Raw genomic sequence first — 16,370 nt, forward strand, 5'->3', positions numbered from 1 at the left:
CGGGTTTCGTTGACGTGCCTTGGCCCTGGGCGCAGGGGGCTTGGTGCACTCACCCCGGCGGCAGCAACCGCAACGGGTCCACCGGTACGCCATTGGCGCGGATCTCGAAGTACAACTGGGCGCGGTCGGTGTCCTGGGACCCGGCCTCGGCAATCTTCTGGCCCTTGATCACCATCTGGCCTTCCTTGACCACCAAGCGGCTGTTGTAGGCGTAGGTGCTGGTGTAGGAGGGGCCGTGCTGGAGGATCATCAGGTTGCCGTAGCCGCGCATGTAACCGGCGAACGCCACTTTGCCGCCCAGGGTCGCGTGGATGGGCTGGCCCTGGGTGGTGGCGATGCGGATGCCTTGGTTGAGCTTGCCGGTGGGGGAGAAACGGCCGATCAGCACCCCGCGCAGCGGCCAGCTCCAGCCTTGCAGGGTGACCTTGGGCATGGGCGGGGCGGGCGGTGCGGCCTTGACCTTGCTCTTGCTGGCGGTGCTGCGCGACTTGCTGCTGACTACGCGGGTGGTCCTGGTCGCGCCGCCAACTCGCAGTACCTGGCCGACTTCCACGGTGTAGGGCGCCTTGAGGCCGTTGAGCCGCGCCACTTCCTTCCAGTTGGTGCCATTGCGGCTGGCGATCGAATACAGCGTGTCGCCACGCTTGACCCGGTATTCACCGGCCTTGAGCGGCCCAGTGCCGCCAGGGCTGGAGGAATTGGAGCTGCAGGCCGATACCGCCAGCAGCAGTGCAATCAATAGAAGTCTTACCAACACGCGGCAACCATTAAGTCCTGACCAAGTCCTGTAGCCCAAGCTGCCTGTAGCGCGCCGGGCAAGCCGGCAACTATACCCGTTTGCCGGACAACCGGCGCGCAATAGACAGTGTTCGGTGCCGTTAAATTCCATCAGGACTCAGGGCGTGGCGGATTTCCCGGGCCGCCCCGGGCGGGCTATTGCCGTCGATAGACTGCCGCACTCCAGTAGCGACTGCCGTCGCTGTGCTGGCGTTTCCAGCCGGTCGCGGCCAACTGCTTGCCGATCAGGCGGTTCATCCAGCCATGGCCGAGCAACAGCACCGGCTCTTGCCCGGTCAGGGACTGCAATCGACGGGCGGCGACAGCGGCGCGCTGGCGGGCCGCAGCGGCCGATTCGACCTGCCTTGAGTAACCACACACCCAGAGGATTCTCAGGATCGCGGCCCAGGTAAAGGGCGACAGGCGTGGTCGTCTCCAGCGTGCGTAGGGCAGTTGCGCCTCGCCGAACACCGGGTCCACCAGGGTTGGCTCCCTCCTGAGCGCCTGGACGGACGCCAGGGCCCGCGGAGCGTTGCTGGAGACAACCACCCCGGCGCTGGCGGCCAGTTGCAGGCTGGAGGGCGGGGCCGGTTGCCCGCCGATGTCGGAACGTTCGTAGTCCTGTATCCAGCCCTGCATGTCGAGGGCGGAAACTTTCCGGGTGGCGATACCTTGGGGCTGACCGTGACGCATGAGAATGATGGTGTTGTTCAACGGCTTTCTACGTCCTTGTTGGTGCTGCTTGAGGAGGCGGGGGCAGCCTGGGCGATCCAGCCGTGATCCCGGTACCAGGCCAGGGTATCGCCAATGGTGCGTTCCAGGGAGCGAAAACTCAGCTCGAGTTCCTGTTCGCTCTTGCGGGGGTCGAAGTGGCTGCGGTCCGCTTCCCGAAGCATCAGGCGCACGGTCGCCAGGCTCAGCAACACCGGCTTGCCGGTCAGGCGCGCATAGACCTCCTGCACGGCGGCCAGGGTATAGAGCAAGGGCACCGGCAGCGGGCGTGTCGGCGTGGCGACCCCGGCGATACGCCCGATGATGGGCACCAACTGGGCCATGGTCATGTGCCGGCCCGCCGCCAGGTAGCGTTGGCCGCGGCGTCCGTAGCGGGCAGCGGCAATCTGCGCCAGGGCCACATCCCGGGCGTCGACCAGGGAGAAGCTGCCGGGAACCAGTCCCGGCAGGCGGCCGCGCACCACGTCCATGAGCAATTGCCCGGCGGAGGTCGGCCCGATATCGCCAGGGCCCCACATCCAGCCGGGCAGGACCATGCACCCCTGCATCTGTGGATGGCTGTCGAGAAAGGCCAGCAGGACGCGATCGGCGAGGATCTTGCTGCGGTAGTAGTGGTCCGCGCCTGCCGGGTCGCGCAGGCAGGTTTCATCGATCAGGCTGCCGGGCGCGCCGTTGAGCACGGCAATCGACGAGGTCTGCACGACGCGGCGGATGCCGGCGCCGTAGGCCCGCTCCAGCAAGTGCTGCGTGCCCAGGACGTTGATCTTGTGCAACTGCTCCCAGTGGCTGCCGCCCTTGTAATTGTCGCGAAAGAACGCCGCGGCATGAAACAGCGTGTCGCAGCCCTGCAACGCGGCGGCGAACCCGTCGACATCGGCCAGGTCGCCGACCACCAGTTCCAGGCCGTGCAGGGGGCCGAACTGCTGTTCGCCCTTGGCCCTGGAGCGCACCAGGGCCTTGACCTTGCAGCCTCGGGCCAGCAGCTCGCGTACCAGGTTGTTGCCCAGCAGGCCGGTGGCACCGGTGACAAAGGTGCAGTGCATTTCAGGGCAATAGCCGCTATCGGTGTCTGTGGGTACAGGGTGTTCGGGGGCGTTGCTCATTCAATCCGTTCCATGGGGAGGCGAGGGCGCTAGATATACCTTGGACGAGACCCTGGAAAAATGGCGAGTCCTGCATAATGGCTTTGCGAATTTGCACAGCTGACGGCAGGGAGTAGCACTTTGGAAGCCAATTGGGATGATCTGCGCCTGTTGCTGGCGGTCTGGCGACGGGGCAGCTTGCTACAGGCCGGGCAGTTGCTGCAGGTGGCGCCGTCGACGGTGTCCCGGCGCTTGAGCCAGCTGGAGGCGGCCCTGGGCGAGCCGTTGCTGGAGCGGGGCGTCGAAGGCTGCTGGTTGACCCCTCGGGGCCAGGCGCTGGTGGACGTGGCCCTGGCGGCGGAGGCCGGGCTCAGGCGACAGCGGGCCCTGGGCAACCCGCCGCGACCGAGCGAACTGCAGGGCAGCATCCTGGTCAGCGCCGGGGAGGGGTTTGCCTCCAGTGTGCTCGAGGCGGCCCGGCGCCTGACATCGGCCCACCTTGGATGCGCGGTGGAATTGCAGGTCAGTGCCGAGTTTCACAAGCTGGCTCGCGGTGTGACGGATATCGCCGTGCGAACCGCGCACCTGGGAGAGCCGTCGCTGATCTATCGAGCCCTGGGCAAGCTTGAATACGGGGTGTTCGCCAGCCCGGAGCTGCTGCGCCGCTGCCCGGGCATCACCCCGGCCACCGCCCCCACCATCGGCCTGCTGCCGCCCCTGGACAACTTGCCGCCGATGCGCACGGCCAAGGCCGCAGGCCTTGACGGCAAGCAGATCCGGGTCAACTCGTTCAGTGCGCAGGTCGAGGCGGTGCGTCAGGGGATGGGGGTTGCGGTGATGCCGCGGATTTTGGCCGGGGATCTGCTGGAGGTGTTTGCGCCCATGACATTTGCGCCGCTGGAGGTCTACCTGGTGACCCGGCCGCAAGCCTTGAAGCAGCCGCACATCAAGCAGTTTTTCGCGGTGCTGGAGCAGGTGCTGGGTGAGCGGCTGTCGGCTGCTGCAACCGGCGCAACCGCTTAGGATTGCGCCGGCCCGGCACTCAATGCGGTGCGCGGGGGATGGTCTTGAGCAGGTCTTCGGGGCTGATGTGGCCGACGACGGCTTCGGCGGCGGCGCTGCCGGGCAGCGGCAGGTCGAGGATGTGGCCCTTGATCTTGCCCACCACGTGCATCTCGCAGGGCTTGCAATCGAACTTCAGGGTCAGCACTTCGTCACCGTGCACCAGTTGCATCGGCGCCACCTTGGTGCGCACCCCGGTCACGCCCTTGGCCTGCTTGGGGCACAGGTTGAAGGAGAAGCGCAGGCAGTGCTTGGTGATCATCACCGGCACGTCGCCGTGCTCTTCGTGGGCCTCGAACGCGGCGTCGATCAGTTGCACGCCGTGACGGTGGTAGAAGTCCCGGGCCTTCTGGTTGTAGACGTTGGCCAGGAACGACAGGTGCGACTCCGGGTACACCGGCGGCGGGTTGCTCTCGGCCTTGCGCGCGCCCCGTGGATGAGCCGCGACGCGGGCCGTGTCCAGCGCTTCGATGACTTCCCGGCGCAGGGCCTTGAGCTGGGAATTGGGGATGAAGTACGCCTGGGGCGCATCCAGCTTGATGTTCGTGGCGTGGTAGAGGGTGGTGCCCAGTTGCCCCAGCAGGTCCTGCAGTTGGCCGAGGGCCTGCTCCGGTTTGTTGGCCACGCCGAACGGACCGTCCAGGGCGACGCTGGCGCTGATGCCTTCTTCGCTGGTGGCGGTCAGTTGCAGGCGTTCTTCCCGCAGGGTGGCCAGCCAGGACAGGCCAATGCGCCGCTCGGCGGAGGTACGGGTCAGGGCCTGTTGCCAGTTGTGATCGAGGTTGCGGCTCAGCGGATGGTTGGGCCGCAGGCGCTGCAGGGCTTCGGGCATCTCGTTGGGCTCGACCCGATAGCGGTAACGTTTCTCACCGTCTTCTTCGAACTCGCCGCGGGCTTCAGCGATGTTGGCGCGAAAACCCACCACCTCGCGCTTGACCAGCAGGTTGAGGCCGTCGCCGTTGGACAGCGGCTCGAAGGTCACCACTTGCAGGTCGCGCTTGCCGACTTTTTCCACGCTGCCCACTGGCAGGCCGGTAAAGGTCGGCGAGTCGAAGGCGCCGATGTCGATCTTGCGCTCGCTGACGAAGTAGTCGGTGCTGCCACGGTGGAAGGTCTTGTCCGGATCGGGGACGAAGAAGTGCGCGGTGCGGCCGCTGGAGGCGCGGGCCAGGTCCGGACGGTCTTCGAGGACGTCGTCCAGGCGCTGGCGGTAGTAGGCCGTGATGTTCTTCACATAGGCCATGTCCTTGTAGCGCCCCTCGATCTTGAACGAGCGCACGCCGGCTTCCACCAGGGCGCGGATGTTGGCGCTCTGGTTGTTGTCCTTCATCGACAGCAGGTGCTTCTCGTAGGCGATCACGCCGCCGTGCTCGTCTTTGAGGGTGTAGGGCAGGCGACAGGCCTGGGAGCAGTCGCCGCGGTTGGCGCTGCGACCGGTCTGGGCGTGGGAGATATTGCACTGGCCGGAAAAGGCCACGCACAAGGCGCCGTGAATGAAGAACTCGATGGCCGCGTCGGTTTCGGCGGCGATGGCGCTGATTTCTTTCAGGTTCAGTTCACGGGCCAGCACCAGTTGGGAGAAACCGGCCTGGTCGAGGAACCGGGCCCGCTCCAGGGTGCGGATATCGGTCTGGGTGCTGGCATGCAGCTCGATGGGCGGAATATCCAGCTCCATCACCCCCAGATCCTGGACGATCAACGCATCGACACCGGCGTCGTACAACTGATGGATCAGCTGGCGTGCCGGCTCCAGTTCGTTGTCGTGGAGGATGGTGTTGAGGGTGGTGAACACCCGGGCGTGATAGCGGCGGGCGAACTCCACCAACTGGGCGATCTCGCCCACCTCGTTGCTGGCGTTGTGACGGGCGCCGAAGCTCGGGCCACCGATGTACACCGCGTCGGCGCCATGCAGGATGGCTTCGCGGGCGATGGCCACATCGCGGGCAGGGCTGAGCAGTTCCAGGTGATGTTTGGGCAAGGACATGTTTTTTTAGTCAGGCTTATCAGGGTCAAGGCGCGCATTGTAGCGGCGAAACGCGTGCCCGGCATCCGTATGCTGCCCGGTGGCGGCCACGCGTTGCGCGCAGCCGCCGGTTACAGCCGTTGCGTCAGGCCTTGGCGGCCATGGCGGTGACTTCCACGCGCATGCCTTCCACCGCCAGAGCGGCCACGCCAACGGCGGCGCGCACCGGCCAGGGCTTGGCGAAGAAACGCTGGTAGACCTCGTTGAACGCGGCGCGGTCGGCCATGTCGGTGAGGTAGATGGTCAAGTGCATGACCCGATCCATGGAACTGCCGGCCCGTTCCAGGGCCACTTTCAGCGCCTGCAGGGTGCATTCGCTCTGCAGGGTGATGTCCCCCAGTTCCAGGCTGCCGTCGGCACGGGTCGGGATCTGGGTGGAAACCAGGATGCCGTTGAACGCGGCGACGTCGGAGGAGATGGAGTCCGCGTCCGGGTCGGGGGTGAAGATGAGGTCTGGGTTGGCCATGGGGGTCTCTTGTTCGAGGGAAAACGGTTCGCAAGGATGAGTGGGTGCCGATTGAAGTTCAAGTTGTGAGGGGCTTTTTCCGGTCCTCCTCCCATGCATCGTCCAGGTCACGCTTGCAGGCTCAGGCGCCTGTGCAAATCGCGGACCCGTTGCGCGTCGGCTGCGGGAGCGCTTTTGAGCATGACACTGAGCTTGTCGTCAGCGAACTTCATTCCCGGCTACCGGCCTGGAACAGTTGCAGGAAGCCTTGCAGGGTGTTGTCGACGAAGCGCTGGTCGGAGGTGCCGGCGGGAAAGTGCAGGACGCCATGGATCACCAGCGACGCCAGGCCGTGGGTATAGGACCAGCCGGCGAGGGCGGCCCGACGGACCTCGGGTTGTTCGATGTCCAGTTCGAGGATCTCGGCAATGATCCGTCGTAGCTCGCCAAAGGCTTGGCTGCGGGCATCGAGTAAGAGGGGCGGCATCTCGCCAGTGGCGAACTCGGGGCCGAACATCAGTTGGTACAGCGCCGGGTTGGCGCGGGCGAAACTGAAGTAGGCCAGGCAGGCATCGCGCAACTTGTGCTGACCGCTCTGGGTACTGTCCCGGGGCAACACCTGGGCCAATTCGTGAAAGCCTTGAGCGGCCAAGTGGCCAATGAGCTCCGCGCGATTGGCGTAATGGTGATAGGCCGCCGTGGCACTGACCCCGACCCGTTCGGACACAGCGCGCAGCGACAGCTTGGTCGGGCCGACTTCCTCAAGCATGTCCCGGGCCGCATCGAGCAGTTGCGGTGCCAGATTGCCCACGTGGTAGGAATCCCGTGAGCGCGAGGAGTGCTTGGTCATGTTTGGAAGGCCCCGAATGGCGTCGACGGAAAGGCAAAAAAACGCCGAAATCTTATCATGAGCCATAATCTTGACGGCGCTAAGATTGGCTCGTAGCCTTGGCGCCACAACAACAAGACCGCTTAAGGAAGCCCCCTATGTCAGAACTGAAACTGCAACCCCAGGCCGCTGTATCCTTGCAACGCTGGCACGCCATGGTCGCCGGGCAAGACCTGCACGGCTTGCCCGGACTGCTGGACCCCAAGGTGGTGTTTCGTTCGCCCATGGCCCATACCGCCTACCCGGGAGCCCAGGTCGTGGCGACCATCCTTGGCACGGTGCTCAATGTCTTCGAGGATTTTGCCTATCACCGCGAGCTGGCCACCGCCGATGGCCTGAGCGTGGTGCTGGAGTTCAGTGCCCGGGTCGGCGACAAACAGGTCAAGGGGATCGACATGATCCGCTTTGACGAGGGCGGCAAGATTGTCGAATTCGAGGTCATGGTGCGGCCCATGAGTGGGCTGCAGGCCCTGGGAGAGGAAATGGGCAAGCGTTTGTCCGCCTACCTCGCCGCCAGCAAGGGAGCGCCGTCGGCACCCTGAGAAGCCGGGTTATTCGAGGGTTTCACCGGCGGCCGGGCTCAACCAGGTCGCCACCACCCGCCGATCCAGCTCTTCCCAGTCCGCCATCCCCAGCACCCGAGTGGTGTTCAGGCCGCGCAAATAGCCGCGCAGTTGGTAGGCAACCGCCTGCAATGCCTGCGGTTCTGCGCTGTCGTCACGCAATACGCTTTCATACTCGATCAGGTAGTCGGCCACCCGCTCGCGAAATTCGGGCAGGACGGCATCGCGGATAAGGTCAAAAGTTCGCACGCAAGAATCCTTTTTAGTTGTAGTTGGACTGCCGGGCAGTCTGCCCGGAGGGCAACTATTGGTTCAAGTGATAGTGACAATCAGAAAACAGCTATTTTGTCGGACGCGTCAACCGTGGAAAATCGCCGCCCTCGATAGCGCCCGCAGGGTTCAACCCGTGGCGCCCTGTACCGCGTTCTTGACTCCAGGATTTGTCCGATGCGCCTTTTACCCCTGTTTGCCATGACTTCTGCCGTTCTCGTGCTGGCCGGCTGTGCCTCCGCGCCGAACGACCCGAGCCTGGTCATGCAGACCCGCAAAACACCCGCCCAGTACGCCGATTGCGTGATCCCCAAGCTGCAGAGCAACGACCAGACCGCCACCGTTTCGCAGTCGCAGCGCGGCTACCGGATCGTGGTCACCAGCAAGGTGGTGGCGGACAACGTACTGGAAGCCTACAAGGCCCCCAATGGCGGCAAGGTGTTCCTCTATGAGCGGCATCTGCTGGCCTCCAGCTTTGCCCCGTCCCATTTCGAAAAGGCCGCGCAAGACTGCCTGTAGCCTGCCCAGGGCTCATGGCTGCCTGGCGCGGGCGCTGCGGCGACAGCGTTCGGAACACCAGCGCACCTCATCCCAGCAACGCGCCCAGCGCTTGCGCCAGGTAAAGGGCCGGCCGCAGGCGGCGCAGTCCTTGCGCGGCAGTTCGGACTTCTTCACAGGGCCTCTCCAGCGTCCAGGCGCGCCAGTAACTCCTCGCCCCGTTGCCAGATGGCGTCCCGGCGCGGGGCGTCCATGCGCTGCAGGTTGCGATAGGTCAGCGCCAGGCGCGGATTGGCGCTCAGTTGCTCCTGGTGGCGCATCAGGAAATGCCAGTACAGGGCATTGAACGGGCAGGCATCGCTGCCGGTGGCCTGGTCCACCCGGTAACGGCAGCCGCCGCAGTAGTCGGACATCCGCTGGATATAACGACCGCTGGCGCAATAGGGCTTGGAGCCCAGGTAGCCGCCGTCGGCGTGCATCACCATGCCCAGGGTATTGGGCAGTTCGACCCAGTCGAAGGCATCCAGGTAGACCGCCAGGTACCAGTCGCAGATGGCCTTGGGGGCGATGCCGGCCAGCAGGGCAAAATTGCCGGTGACCATCAGCCGCTGGATATGGTGGGCGTAACCCAGTTCCAGGGTCTGGCCGATGGCCTGGGACATGCAGCGCATGTCGGTGGCGCCGCTCCAGTAGAACTCCGGCAGGGCCCGGGTATTGCCCAGGCCGTTGAGCTCGGCGTATTCCGGCATGCGCAGCCAGTAGATGCCGCGTACATATTCACGCCAGCCGATCAGTTGGCGGATGAAACCCTCCGCGGCATTCAGTGCCACCCGGTTCTCGCGGTAGGCACGCTCGACATCGGCGCAGAGCTGGCGCACATCCAGCAGGCCGATGTTCAGCGCGGCGCTGATCCGCGCATGAAACAGAAAGGGCTCGCCCTCGGCCATGGCGTCCTGGTAATCGCCGAACGCGGCCAGGGAAAAGTCGAGGAAGTGCTGCCACAGCTCCTGCGCCTGCTCGTGGGTCACCGGATAGTCGAAGCGCGCCAGGTCACCGTAGTGATCGCTGAAGCGCTGGCCCACCAGTTGGAGTACCTCGCGGGTAATGGCGTCGTGGCCGAAGCGCGCCGCAAAGGGCCCGCGCAAGCCCCGGGGCAGGGCCTTGCGGTTGTCGGCATCGAGGTTCCAGGTGCCACCGCAGGGGCGCCCGTCGGGCTCCAGCAGCAGGCCGCTTTGCCTGCGCATCTCGCGGTAGAAATATTCCATGCGCAACGACGTCCGCCCGGCCGCCCAATCACGGAACGCTTCGCGCGAACACAGGAACCGCCGATCCACATGAACGGTCAGGGGCAGGCCGGCATCGCGCAGGGCCTGTTCCAGTCGCCATTCTCCGCACTCGGTGACATGCAGTTGAGCCGCGCCGAGGGCCGTCTGCCAGCGCCGCAACTCGCCAGGAAGGCTGCCGCTGTTGTCAGGGTCGTCCAGCTTGACGTAAATCACCCGCCAGCCTTGCTCGCGCAAGCGCTCGGCAAAGTGGCGCATGGCGCTGAAGATCAGCAGGATTTTCTGTGGATGATGCCGGACATACCGCGCTTCGCTGTCGACTTCGGCCATCAGCAGTGTGTCGTGGGCCGGGTCCAGGACCTTGAGCAACTCCAGGTCGAACGACAACTGGTCGCCCAGCACCAGCCCCAGTCGGCCGCCAGTACCGGCGCTTACCATGGCAGACGCTCGCCGTCGTAGGCAAAGAACTGGCCGCTGTCGGCCGCACTCAGGCGGTCGATCAGCGTCAGCAGCTCCCAGGCCGCCACGCTGGCCGGCCGCGCCGCCGCGGAGCCGCGAAACGGTTGCGACAGCTGCGACACCACCGTGCCGGGATGCAGGCTGAGCAGGCGGGCCCCGGGCCGGGTTCGCGCCAGTTCGATGGCCGCGGTTTTAACCAGCATGTTCAGCGCGGCCTTGGAGGCGCGATAGGCGTACCAGCCGCCCAAGCGGTTGTCGCTGATGCTGCCGACCTTGGCCGACAGCAGCGCCATCGCGCCCTGGGGCGCCAGCAAGGGCAGAAAGTGCCGCAGGACCAGGGCCGGGCCCACGGCATTGACCTGGAACACGGCCTTGAGCGCCTGGTCTTCAAGGGCGGCGTAGGTTTTTTCCGGTTTGATGTCGGCGCGATGCAGCAGCCCGGCGGCATGCACAATCAGCTGGTAGGGCGCCTCATCCGCCAATTCGGCGGCGGCCCGGGCAATGCTGTCGGGCTGTTCAAGGTCGAGCGCGGGAAGCGTGCCGCGGGACAGGGCGCGCACCCCGGCGCAGCGCGGGTCCTCTTCGAGCCACTGGCAAAAGGCCGAGCCCAGCGCGCCGCTGGCGCCAATCACCAGAGCACGATAGCCCGCACCCAGGGACTGCATGTTCAAGGTAGTGCTCATTGTGTTTTACCCACCGATTGACGTGGCAGCGAGCCTGACTCCCTGCTCGCACTGTCAAAATCCATGAGTAATAGTTGTACATAAAATTTGATTTTGTACAGGATTTTTGCAGCGATTGCGGCTAAAAAGTCTTCAGGGTGAAGCCGCTGCCGGCTTCGGCAATGGAAGGAGAGGGCAATGTGGGGTTTTTGCTTGATGCTTGGCCTGGTATTGGTCGTGGCGCTGTTCCTTTGCCTGCGCCGGCGCTGGCCGAGGGTGCGGCGACCGATGCGCAAGGCCAGTGCCTGTCTGGGCGGCGAAGAGCAGCAGCCGCTCGATTAGGTTGTACGTGTGCGATTGTGCTGTACAGCTTTGCTCTATGGCTGTGCTGATCATGATTCGCCCGCCGGCACAGGAGTCCGGCGGGCGGAGCGCTCCATCAAGCAGCAACCCCCAGCCAAGGCAGCGCCAGGTACAGCTTGATCACGATGGCGTTGCTGATGTCGATAAAAAATGCCCCCACCATCGGCACCACCAGGAATGCCATCGGCGATGGCCCGTAGCGCTGGGTCACCGCCTGCATATTGGCAATGGCCGTCGGCGTCGCGCCTAGCCCGAAACCGCAATGGCCGGCAGCCAGGACCGCAGCGTCATAGTTGCGGCCCATGACGCGGAAGGTGACGAAGATCGCAAACAGCGCCATCACCAGGGTCTGCACGGCCAGCAGAATCAGGATGGGCAGGGCCAGGCTGGCCAGATCCCACAGCCGCAGCGACATCAAGGCAATCGCCAGGAACAGCGAGAGGCTCACGTTGCCCAGCAGCGACACTTCCTGATCGAAGACCTGATGCCAGCCCAGCGCCGACAGGCCATTGCGCAATACCACCCCGACGAACAGCACGCAGACGAAGGTCGGCAGTTCCAGCGCCGTGCCCTGGATCAAGCCGCTGAGAAAACTCCCGGCCTGGAGGCTGATGGCAACCAGGGCCAGGGTCTCGATGAAACTCAGCGCGGTGATCTGCCGCTCCTTGTAGGGCTGCTCATAGCCTCTGGGCAAGCGCGGTTCGCCTTGTACGGCCCCAGGGGTTTGCACCCGCTTGACCAGCAGGCGGGCGACCGGACCGCCGATCAAGCCCCCCAGCACCAGGCCGAAGGTGGCCGAGGCCATGGCGATTTCGGGGGCCGAGGCCAGGCCATATTGCTCCTTGAACACTGCGCCCCAGGCTCCACCCGTGCCGTGACCGCCGGACAGTGTCACAGAGCCGGTCAACAGCCCCATCAAGGGATCAAGCCCCAGCGCCTTGGCCAGACCGATGCCCATGGCGTTCTGTACCAGCAGAAAACCGGTCACCAGCAGCAGGAATACCGTCAGGTTGCGCCCACCTTTTTTCAGGCTGGCAAAGTCTGCGCTCAGGCCAATGGTGGCAAAGAAGGCCAGCATCAAGGGCGCCTGGAGCGAGGTATCAATGCTGACTTCCATGTCCCCCATACCCCGCAGCAGCAGAAGCAGCAAGGCCACCACCAAGCCTCCGGCCACAGGTTCGGGAATATTGTAGGCACGCAAGAAACCGACTCGGGTGACAAGGCCACGCCCCAGTAACAGCACCAACGATGCGGCCACCAGGGTTCCATAGAAGTCCAGTTGGACCATTCGCACACTCCTCAGTCTGGGTTTCTGGACGCACTGTCAGCCAGTCGCGCCAGCGGCTAGGGTTGAGAGGCCTCAACCTGATTGATTGCGGGCTGGACGGCGGTTACTGGCTTGCGACCTGCACGGATAGCCACGCACATTGCCTGGCGCCGATCAATCAAGTCGGGCCGTTGGATAAGGCTGTTGCACGCAGCGGCAGGCGCATTGAGTGGTCGCGCCGCGGCCGGTAGTCGGTCCGGTGTTCTGCGTGGGAGGTTTTCAAGCCATTGATTCACGCCTGCACTTTGCGCCCGCAATGGCGGGCTGATTGCATTGCGCTGGCGTTAAGAGCGGATTAACAGAGGCCCCGGCGTGCGTGGAAAGCGGTTTTTTAAGAAATGTCTGATCAGGGGCGAGATCAGGCGAGGGCGCATTCCCGAGCAGGATCGATTTGAACTACTGGTTTTGCAGGCACTCCACGGCAGAAGGAACAAGATTTCTTCGTCCAGACGTGTCGCCACCAGGGACAAACCATGAAGTCCGTCGATGATTTCCGGCTTGAGGCGTACAAGCTGCTACTTGAGCTGGATGCTGCAACGACGAGCATGATGATGCTGGTTTCCGCACGACAGACCTGCGGGCCGGAGTGGGAGAACGCAACCCGCAGGCATCAACAGGCTTTTGAGGCCTGGACGCTGTTTCTCAGCAGCCAGGCCCCGGAGCCCTCTTTGTAGGGACAGGGCCGCATGCAATAGCGCTTCTATACGCGGCTATAGGGTGTACCATGGAATTCTTCTCACTCACTATCAGCCAGCCATGTCCACGCTAAGCGAAGAGAGCCGCCAGTTCGTAGCTTCTCTGGCGCGAAGTGTTGGCCCGGAGGCTGACGTTGCAAGCATCGCTCAGGCGATTGTCTCAACCTTGCAGCGCATGAGCCTCGCCCTTACGCCGATTATCGGTGAGCAGGGAGTTGCCGCTCTTTACTGCCGCAGCCTTCATCTGTGCATCTCGGCGCAACCGCGCCTGGCCGGCCTCTATGACGGGCTACAGGCCGAATTGAACCTGACGGCCCTCAAGTCGGTACTCATAGAGCAAAGCCCGGCCGAGGCCCTGTTTTTCGGTGAAGTGATGCTCACCACCTTCTATGAACTGCTGACCACGCTGATTGGTCCCTCGCTCACTGCACGCTTGCTGAGTGGCGTGTGGGAGCCTTTCTTGAGCGATCCCCCTTCGCAGGAACATGCGCCATGAGCAGCAAAGTCACGATCAATCGCTTGGCCACTGGCGTGCCAGGACTGGACGAGGTGCTGGGCGGAGGATTGCCGGAGTTTTCGTTCAATCTGATCGCCGGCCCGCCGGGCTGCGGCAAGACCACCCTGGCTCACCAGATGATGTTCGCCCTGGCGACGCCGCAGCGTCCGGCGCTGTTCTTTACGGTGCTCGGGGAGCCGCCGTTGAAGATGCTCCGCTATCAGCAACAGTTCGACTTTTTCGATAGCGCAGCGATCAACCAGTCGATTCACTACATCAACCTGGCCGACGACACCCAGGCCGGCGACCTGGATGAGGTACTGCGGCGCATCGTCAGTGAGGTCCAGGCTCACTCGCCGGGGTTGGTGTTCGTCGATTCCTTCCGTTCGGTGGTGCTGGCAAGCCAGACCCGGGACAACCCCAACAACAACCTGCCGCTGTTCGTCCAGCAGTTGGGCATGTTGATGACCACATGGCAGGCGACCACCTTCCTCATCGGTGAATACTTCAATGAAACCGACACCAACCCGGTGTTCACCGTTGCCGACGGCTTGATCTGGTTGCGTCAGAGCGTTCAGCGCAACTCCATGGTGCGCAAGATGGAAATCATGAAGATGCGCGGCCAGCCGACGCTGCCAGGACTGCACACTTTTCGCATCGCCACTTCGGGAGTCCGGGTCTTTGCACCGGCGGCCATCGGCACCGTTGAAACGCCACTGGAGTTCCCCATCAAGCGCCTGAAGATGGGCGTTGCGCGTCTTGACGACATGCTCGGTGGCGGCCTGCCGCAGGGGTATTCGCTGCTGGTGGCCGGACCGTCGGGCTCGGGCAAGAGCATTCTGGCGGCGACCTTCCTCGCCGAAGGCGCGCGCAACGGTGAAACCGGCGTGATTGCGGTGTTCGAGCAACGACCCAACCATTCGCAGAACCCCACCCTGGCCGCCCTGATCCACAGTGGCCAGGTTGGCCTGGTGGACAGCCGGGCCGCTGATTTGTCGATTGATGAAATAGTCCATCTGCTGTTGACCGAAATCACCCGGATCAAGGCGACCCGAGTGGTGGTGGATTCTCTGTCCGGCTTCGAGCTGGCCGTGGCGCCGACGTTTCGCGAGGATTTTCGCGAATCTCTGGCGCGGATGGTCAGCGCGCTGACCAGTGCCGGCATTACCGTGCTGCTGACCTCGGAGTTGGAAGATCGCTACACCGACCTGCGCTTCAGTCCCTACGGTACAGCGTTTCTCACCGATGCCATCATCGTCCAGCGCTACATCGAAGTGCAAAGCCGTTTGCAGCGCATCATGGCGGTGGTCAAGGTGCGGGCCAGCGCTCATTCCGATGAGCTGCGCCTGTACCACATCGATGATGACGGCTTGCAGATCGGCGAAATGCTGCCTGATCAGGAAGGCCTGCTCGGCGGTCGTCCCACTCGGCAGCACGTGGACAAAGGCGAGGTGTGAGTAGAAAACGATGAACGAGGTCAATGGCAAGACCGACCAGGCCGCCACGGCGGCTCGTGAACTGTTGCTCCTCGGCCAGAAAATCGTCCAGGCGCGCGCAGTTCTGGCGTCGTTGCAAAAAGAACTGGGCGAAGCCAGCACCCGGGTCGGCGATAGCCAGTACATCGAGCAACTGATCGAGGCCAATCAGCAACTGGTACAGGCCATCCTACTGGCGCAGTCCAGCGCGCAGGAAGCCCTGCGCATCCAGCAGGAGCAGCCGTTGAGCCTGGAGATGCGCGAAGCCAATGAGCAGTTGGTGATTGCAGCGCTCAGCGCGCAACACCTGCAGGCCACCGCCGAGCAACTGCTGGAGCAACAGCGGCACATCCTGGTGCTGGTGGCCCATGAACTGCGCCACCCACTGACGCCCATCAGCATGATTGCCGGCCGCCTGGCCCGGGTCCCCAGTGAAGAGCTGCCACGAATGCAGGCACTGATCGAAGGTCAGGTGCAGCATATGTCGCGACTTGTGGATGATCTGCTGGATGTCTCTCGGGTCAGCACCGGCAAGCTGCATCTGGATCGCCAGGTGCTGGACTTGAGGCAGATTGTCGATGACGCCATCGAGACCTGCAGACCCTTGATGAAGGCCCGGCATCTGCACTTCAGTGCCCAGCGACCGGATGACCCATTGCCGGTCGAAGGCGACCCGGTGCGTCTCAAGCAGATTCTCGGCAACCTGCTGGGCAATGCGGCCAAATACACCCCCGCAGAGGGGCAGGTGACGCTTTCGGTCAGCACCCGGGGCGATGCCGTGCAACTGACGGTTTGCGATAACGGTATTGGCATTTCTGCCAAAGCCCTGCCGTTTATCTTCGAACCCTTCATTCAGGACGCCCATGCTATCGGCTTCAATGGCGCCGGGCTGGGCATCGGCCTGACGGTGGTGCGCGAACTGGTGGAAGCCCATGGCGGAACAGTGCAAGGCATGAGCGAAGGCAGCGGCAAAGGCAGTCGCTTCGTCGTGATTCTGCCCCTGGTGAGCGATTTAATTTCCACCCCCAACCCGTAGCGGTGATCGCCTGATGCCATCACTGTCAAGGCTGACAGCCTTGATCCAGAGCCTTGAAACGCTAAATCGTCAATATATTGGCCTCTGTTTAGCTCTGTAGATGAAAAAATAATAGATCGACGCAATATTGACGCAACAGTCTTTTTATCCCAGTATCCGGCCGCTGAACGCTTGATTTTGTTGATGTTTTTTAACGTCATGGTTTCGGGAGTTCTTCCAGAAACGCGTTTCAG

19 protein-coding genes are annotated in these 16,370 nt (G+C 63.6%); 8 read left to right on the forward strand and 11 right to left on the reverse strand.

The window, feature by feature from the left end; genetic code table 11:
• Nucleotides 1-49: 49 nt before the first annotated feature.
• The 3 genes from J5M73_RS06330 to J5M73_RS06340 form a co-directional block, all read right to left on the reverse strand.
• Nucleotides 50-757 carry a peptidoglycan DD-metalloendopeptidase family protein gene (locus J5M73_RS06330; protein ID WP_102879395.1) on the reverse strand — a complete coding sequence of 236 codons (708 nt, stop codon included), beginning with the start codon at nt 755-757 and terminating at the stop codon, nt 50-52.
• A 176-nt stretch (nt 758-933) separates the two neighbouring features.
• Nucleotides 934-1,470: a histidine phosphatase family protein gene (locus tag J5M73_RS06335; RefSeq protein WP_207815205.1), complete on the reverse strand. Its 537-nt coding sequence runs from the start codon at nt 1,468-1,470 to the stop codon at nt 934-936.
• A 17-nt stretch (nt 1,471-1,487) separates the two neighbouring features.
• On the reverse strand, nt 1,488-2,552 hold the full coding sequence (locus J5M73_RS06340) for an SDR family oxidoreductase (protein ID WP_102865248.1): 1,065 nt from the start codon (nt 2,550-2,552) through the stop codon (nt 1,488-1,490).
• A gap of 180 nt (nt 2,553-2,732) precedes the next feature.
• Here J5M73_RS06340 and J5M73_RS06345 point away from each other — a divergent pair, with 180 nt between their 5' ends.
• Nucleotides 2,733-3,614 (forward strand): LysR family transcriptional regulator, encoded by an 882-nt coding sequence (locus tag J5M73_RS06345; RefSeq protein ID WP_207167893.1) that lies wholly within the window; start codon nt 2,733-2,735, stop codon nt 3,612-3,614.
• A gap of 19 nt (nt 3,615-3,633) precedes the next feature.
• Here J5M73_RS06345 and J5M73_RS06350 read toward each other — a convergent pair whose 3' ends face one another.
• From J5M73_RS06350 to J5M73_RS06360, 3 genes are all read right to left on the reverse strand, one after another.
• On the reverse strand, nt 3,634-5,637 hold the full coding sequence (locus J5M73_RS06350; protein ID WP_207167894.1) for a U32 family peptidase: 2,004 nt from the start codon (nt 5,635-5,637) through the stop codon (nt 3,634-3,636).
• A gap of 124 nt (nt 5,638-5,761) precedes the next feature.
• Complete coding sequence (locus J5M73_RS06355; RefSeq protein WP_102865077.1) at nt 5,762-6,142, reverse strand: RidA family protein; 381 nt, start codon at nt 6,140-6,142, stop codon at nt 5,762-5,764.
• Between the two features lie 208 nt (nt 6,143-6,350).
• Nucleotides 6,351-6,971, reverse strand: a complete 621-nt coding sequence (locus J5M73_RS06360; RefSeq protein WP_207167895.1) for a TetR/AcrR family transcriptional regulator — start codon at nt 6,969-6,971, stop codon at nt 6,351-6,353.
• A gap of 137 nt (nt 6,972-7,108) precedes the next feature.
• Here J5M73_RS06360 and J5M73_RS06365 point away from each other — a divergent pair, with 137 nt between their 5' ends.
• Nucleotides 7,109-7,552 (forward strand): nuclear transport factor 2 family protein, encoded by a 444-nt coding sequence (locus J5M73_RS06365; protein ID WP_102865075.1) that lies wholly within the window; start codon nt 7,109-7,111, stop codon nt 7,550-7,552.
• Between the two features lie 9 nt (nt 7,553-7,561).
• Here the strand turns inward: J5M73_RS06365 and J5M73_RS06370 are convergent, their stop codons facing one another.
• Entirely contained in the window at nt 7,562-7,822 is a 261-nt protein-coding gene (locus J5M73_RS06370) for a hypothetical protein (protein WP_102865074.1), read from the reverse strand.
• A 198-nt stretch (nt 7,823-8,020) separates the two neighbouring features.
• On the opposite strand from J5M73_RS06370, the gene J5M73_RS06375 reads away from it, so the two are divergent.
• Nucleotides 8,021-8,362, forward strand: a complete 342-nt coding sequence (locus J5M73_RS06375) for a hypothetical protein (RefSeq protein WP_207815132.1) — start codon at nt 8,021-8,023, stop codon at nt 8,360-8,362.
• Between the two features lie 12 nt (nt 8,363-8,374).
• Here the strand turns inward: J5M73_RS06375 and J5M73_RS06380 are convergent, their stop codons facing one another.
• The 3 genes from J5M73_RS06380 to J5M73_RS06390 are packed head-to-tail and all read right to left on the reverse strand — an operon-like array spanning nt 8,375 to nt 10,766.
• The gene (locus tag J5M73_RS06380) at nt 8,375-8,518 is read right to left on the reverse strand and encodes a DUF2256 domain-containing protein (RefSeq protein ID WP_082729243.1); all 144 of its coding nucleotides are present in this window, start codon (nt 8,516-8,518) and stop codon (nt 8,375-8,377) included.
• Nucleotides 8,515-10,062 carry a cryptochrome/photolyase family protein gene (locus tag J5M73_RS06385; protein WP_115580013.1) on the reverse strand — a complete coding sequence of 516 codons (1,548 nt, stop codon included), beginning with the start codon at nt 10,060-10,062 and terminating at the stop codon, nt 8,515-8,517. The genes J5M73_RS06380 and J5M73_RS06385 overlap by 4 nt, the downstream gene beginning before the upstream one ends.
• Nucleotides 10,056-10,766 carry an SDR family oxidoreductase gene (locus J5M73_RS06390; protein ID WP_102865071.1) on the reverse strand — a complete coding sequence of 237 codons (711 nt, stop codon included), beginning with the start codon at nt 10,764-10,766 and terminating at the stop codon, nt 10,056-10,058. Before J5M73_RS06390 ends, J5M73_RS06385 begins: the two co-directional genes overlap by 7 nt.
• A 177-nt stretch (nt 10,767-10,943) precedes the next feature.
• Between J5M73_RS06390 and J5M73_RS06395 the strand changes: the two genes are divergently transcribed.
• On the forward strand, nt 10,944-11,087 hold the full coding sequence (locus J5M73_RS06395) for a hypothetical protein (RefSeq protein WP_162884047.1): 144 nt from the start codon (nt 10,944-10,946) through the stop codon (nt 11,085-11,087).
• Nucleotides 11,088-11,184: 97 nt separating this feature from the next.
• On the opposite strand, the gene gltS is transcribed toward J5M73_RS06395, so the two are convergent.
• Entirely contained in the window at nt 11,185-12,396 is a 1,212-nt protein-coding gene (gene gltS, locus J5M73_RS06400) for a sodium/glutamate symporter (RefSeq protein ID WP_102865070.1), read from the reverse strand.
• 512 nt (nt 12,397-12,908) lie between these two features.
• Between gltS and J5M73_RS06405 the strand changes: the two genes are divergently transcribed.
• The 4 genes from J5M73_RS06405 to J5M73_RS06420 all read left to right on the forward strand — a co-directional run bounded on the left by J5M73_RS06405 (nt 12,909) and on the right by J5M73_RS06420 (nt 16,137).
• Nucleotides 12,909-13,109, forward strand: coding sequence for a hypothetical protein (locus J5M73_RS06405; protein WP_102865069.1), 201 nt, complete (start codon nt 12,909-12,911; stop codon nt 13,107-13,109).
• 82 nt (nt 13,110-13,191) lie between these two features.
• Nucleotides 13,192-13,626 (forward strand): hypothetical protein, encoded by a 435-nt coding sequence (locus J5M73_RS06410; RefSeq protein WP_240321997.1) that lies wholly within the window; start codon nt 13,192-13,194, stop codon nt 13,624-13,626.
• Entirely contained in the window at nt 13,623-15,083 is a 1,461-nt protein-coding gene (locus J5M73_RS06415) for an ATPase domain-containing protein (protein WP_207167898.1), read from the forward strand. Before J5M73_RS06410 ends, J5M73_RS06415 begins: the two co-directional genes overlap by 4 nt.
• 10 nt (nt 15,084-15,093) lie before the next feature.
• Complete coding sequence (locus J5M73_RS06420) at nt 15,094-16,137, forward strand: HAMP domain-containing sensor histidine kinase (RefSeq protein WP_102865067.1); 1,044 nt, start codon at nt 15,094-15,096, stop codon at nt 16,135-16,137.
• Nucleotides 16,138-16,370: the final 233 nt, after the last annotated feature.

Source organism: Pseudomonas sp. 50_B (assembly GCF_017491625.1).
In the GTDB taxonomy this organism is placed as follows: Bacteria; Pseudomonadota; Gammaproteobacteria; order Pseudomonadales; family Pseudomonadaceae; genus Aquipseudomonas; species Aquipseudomonas danubii.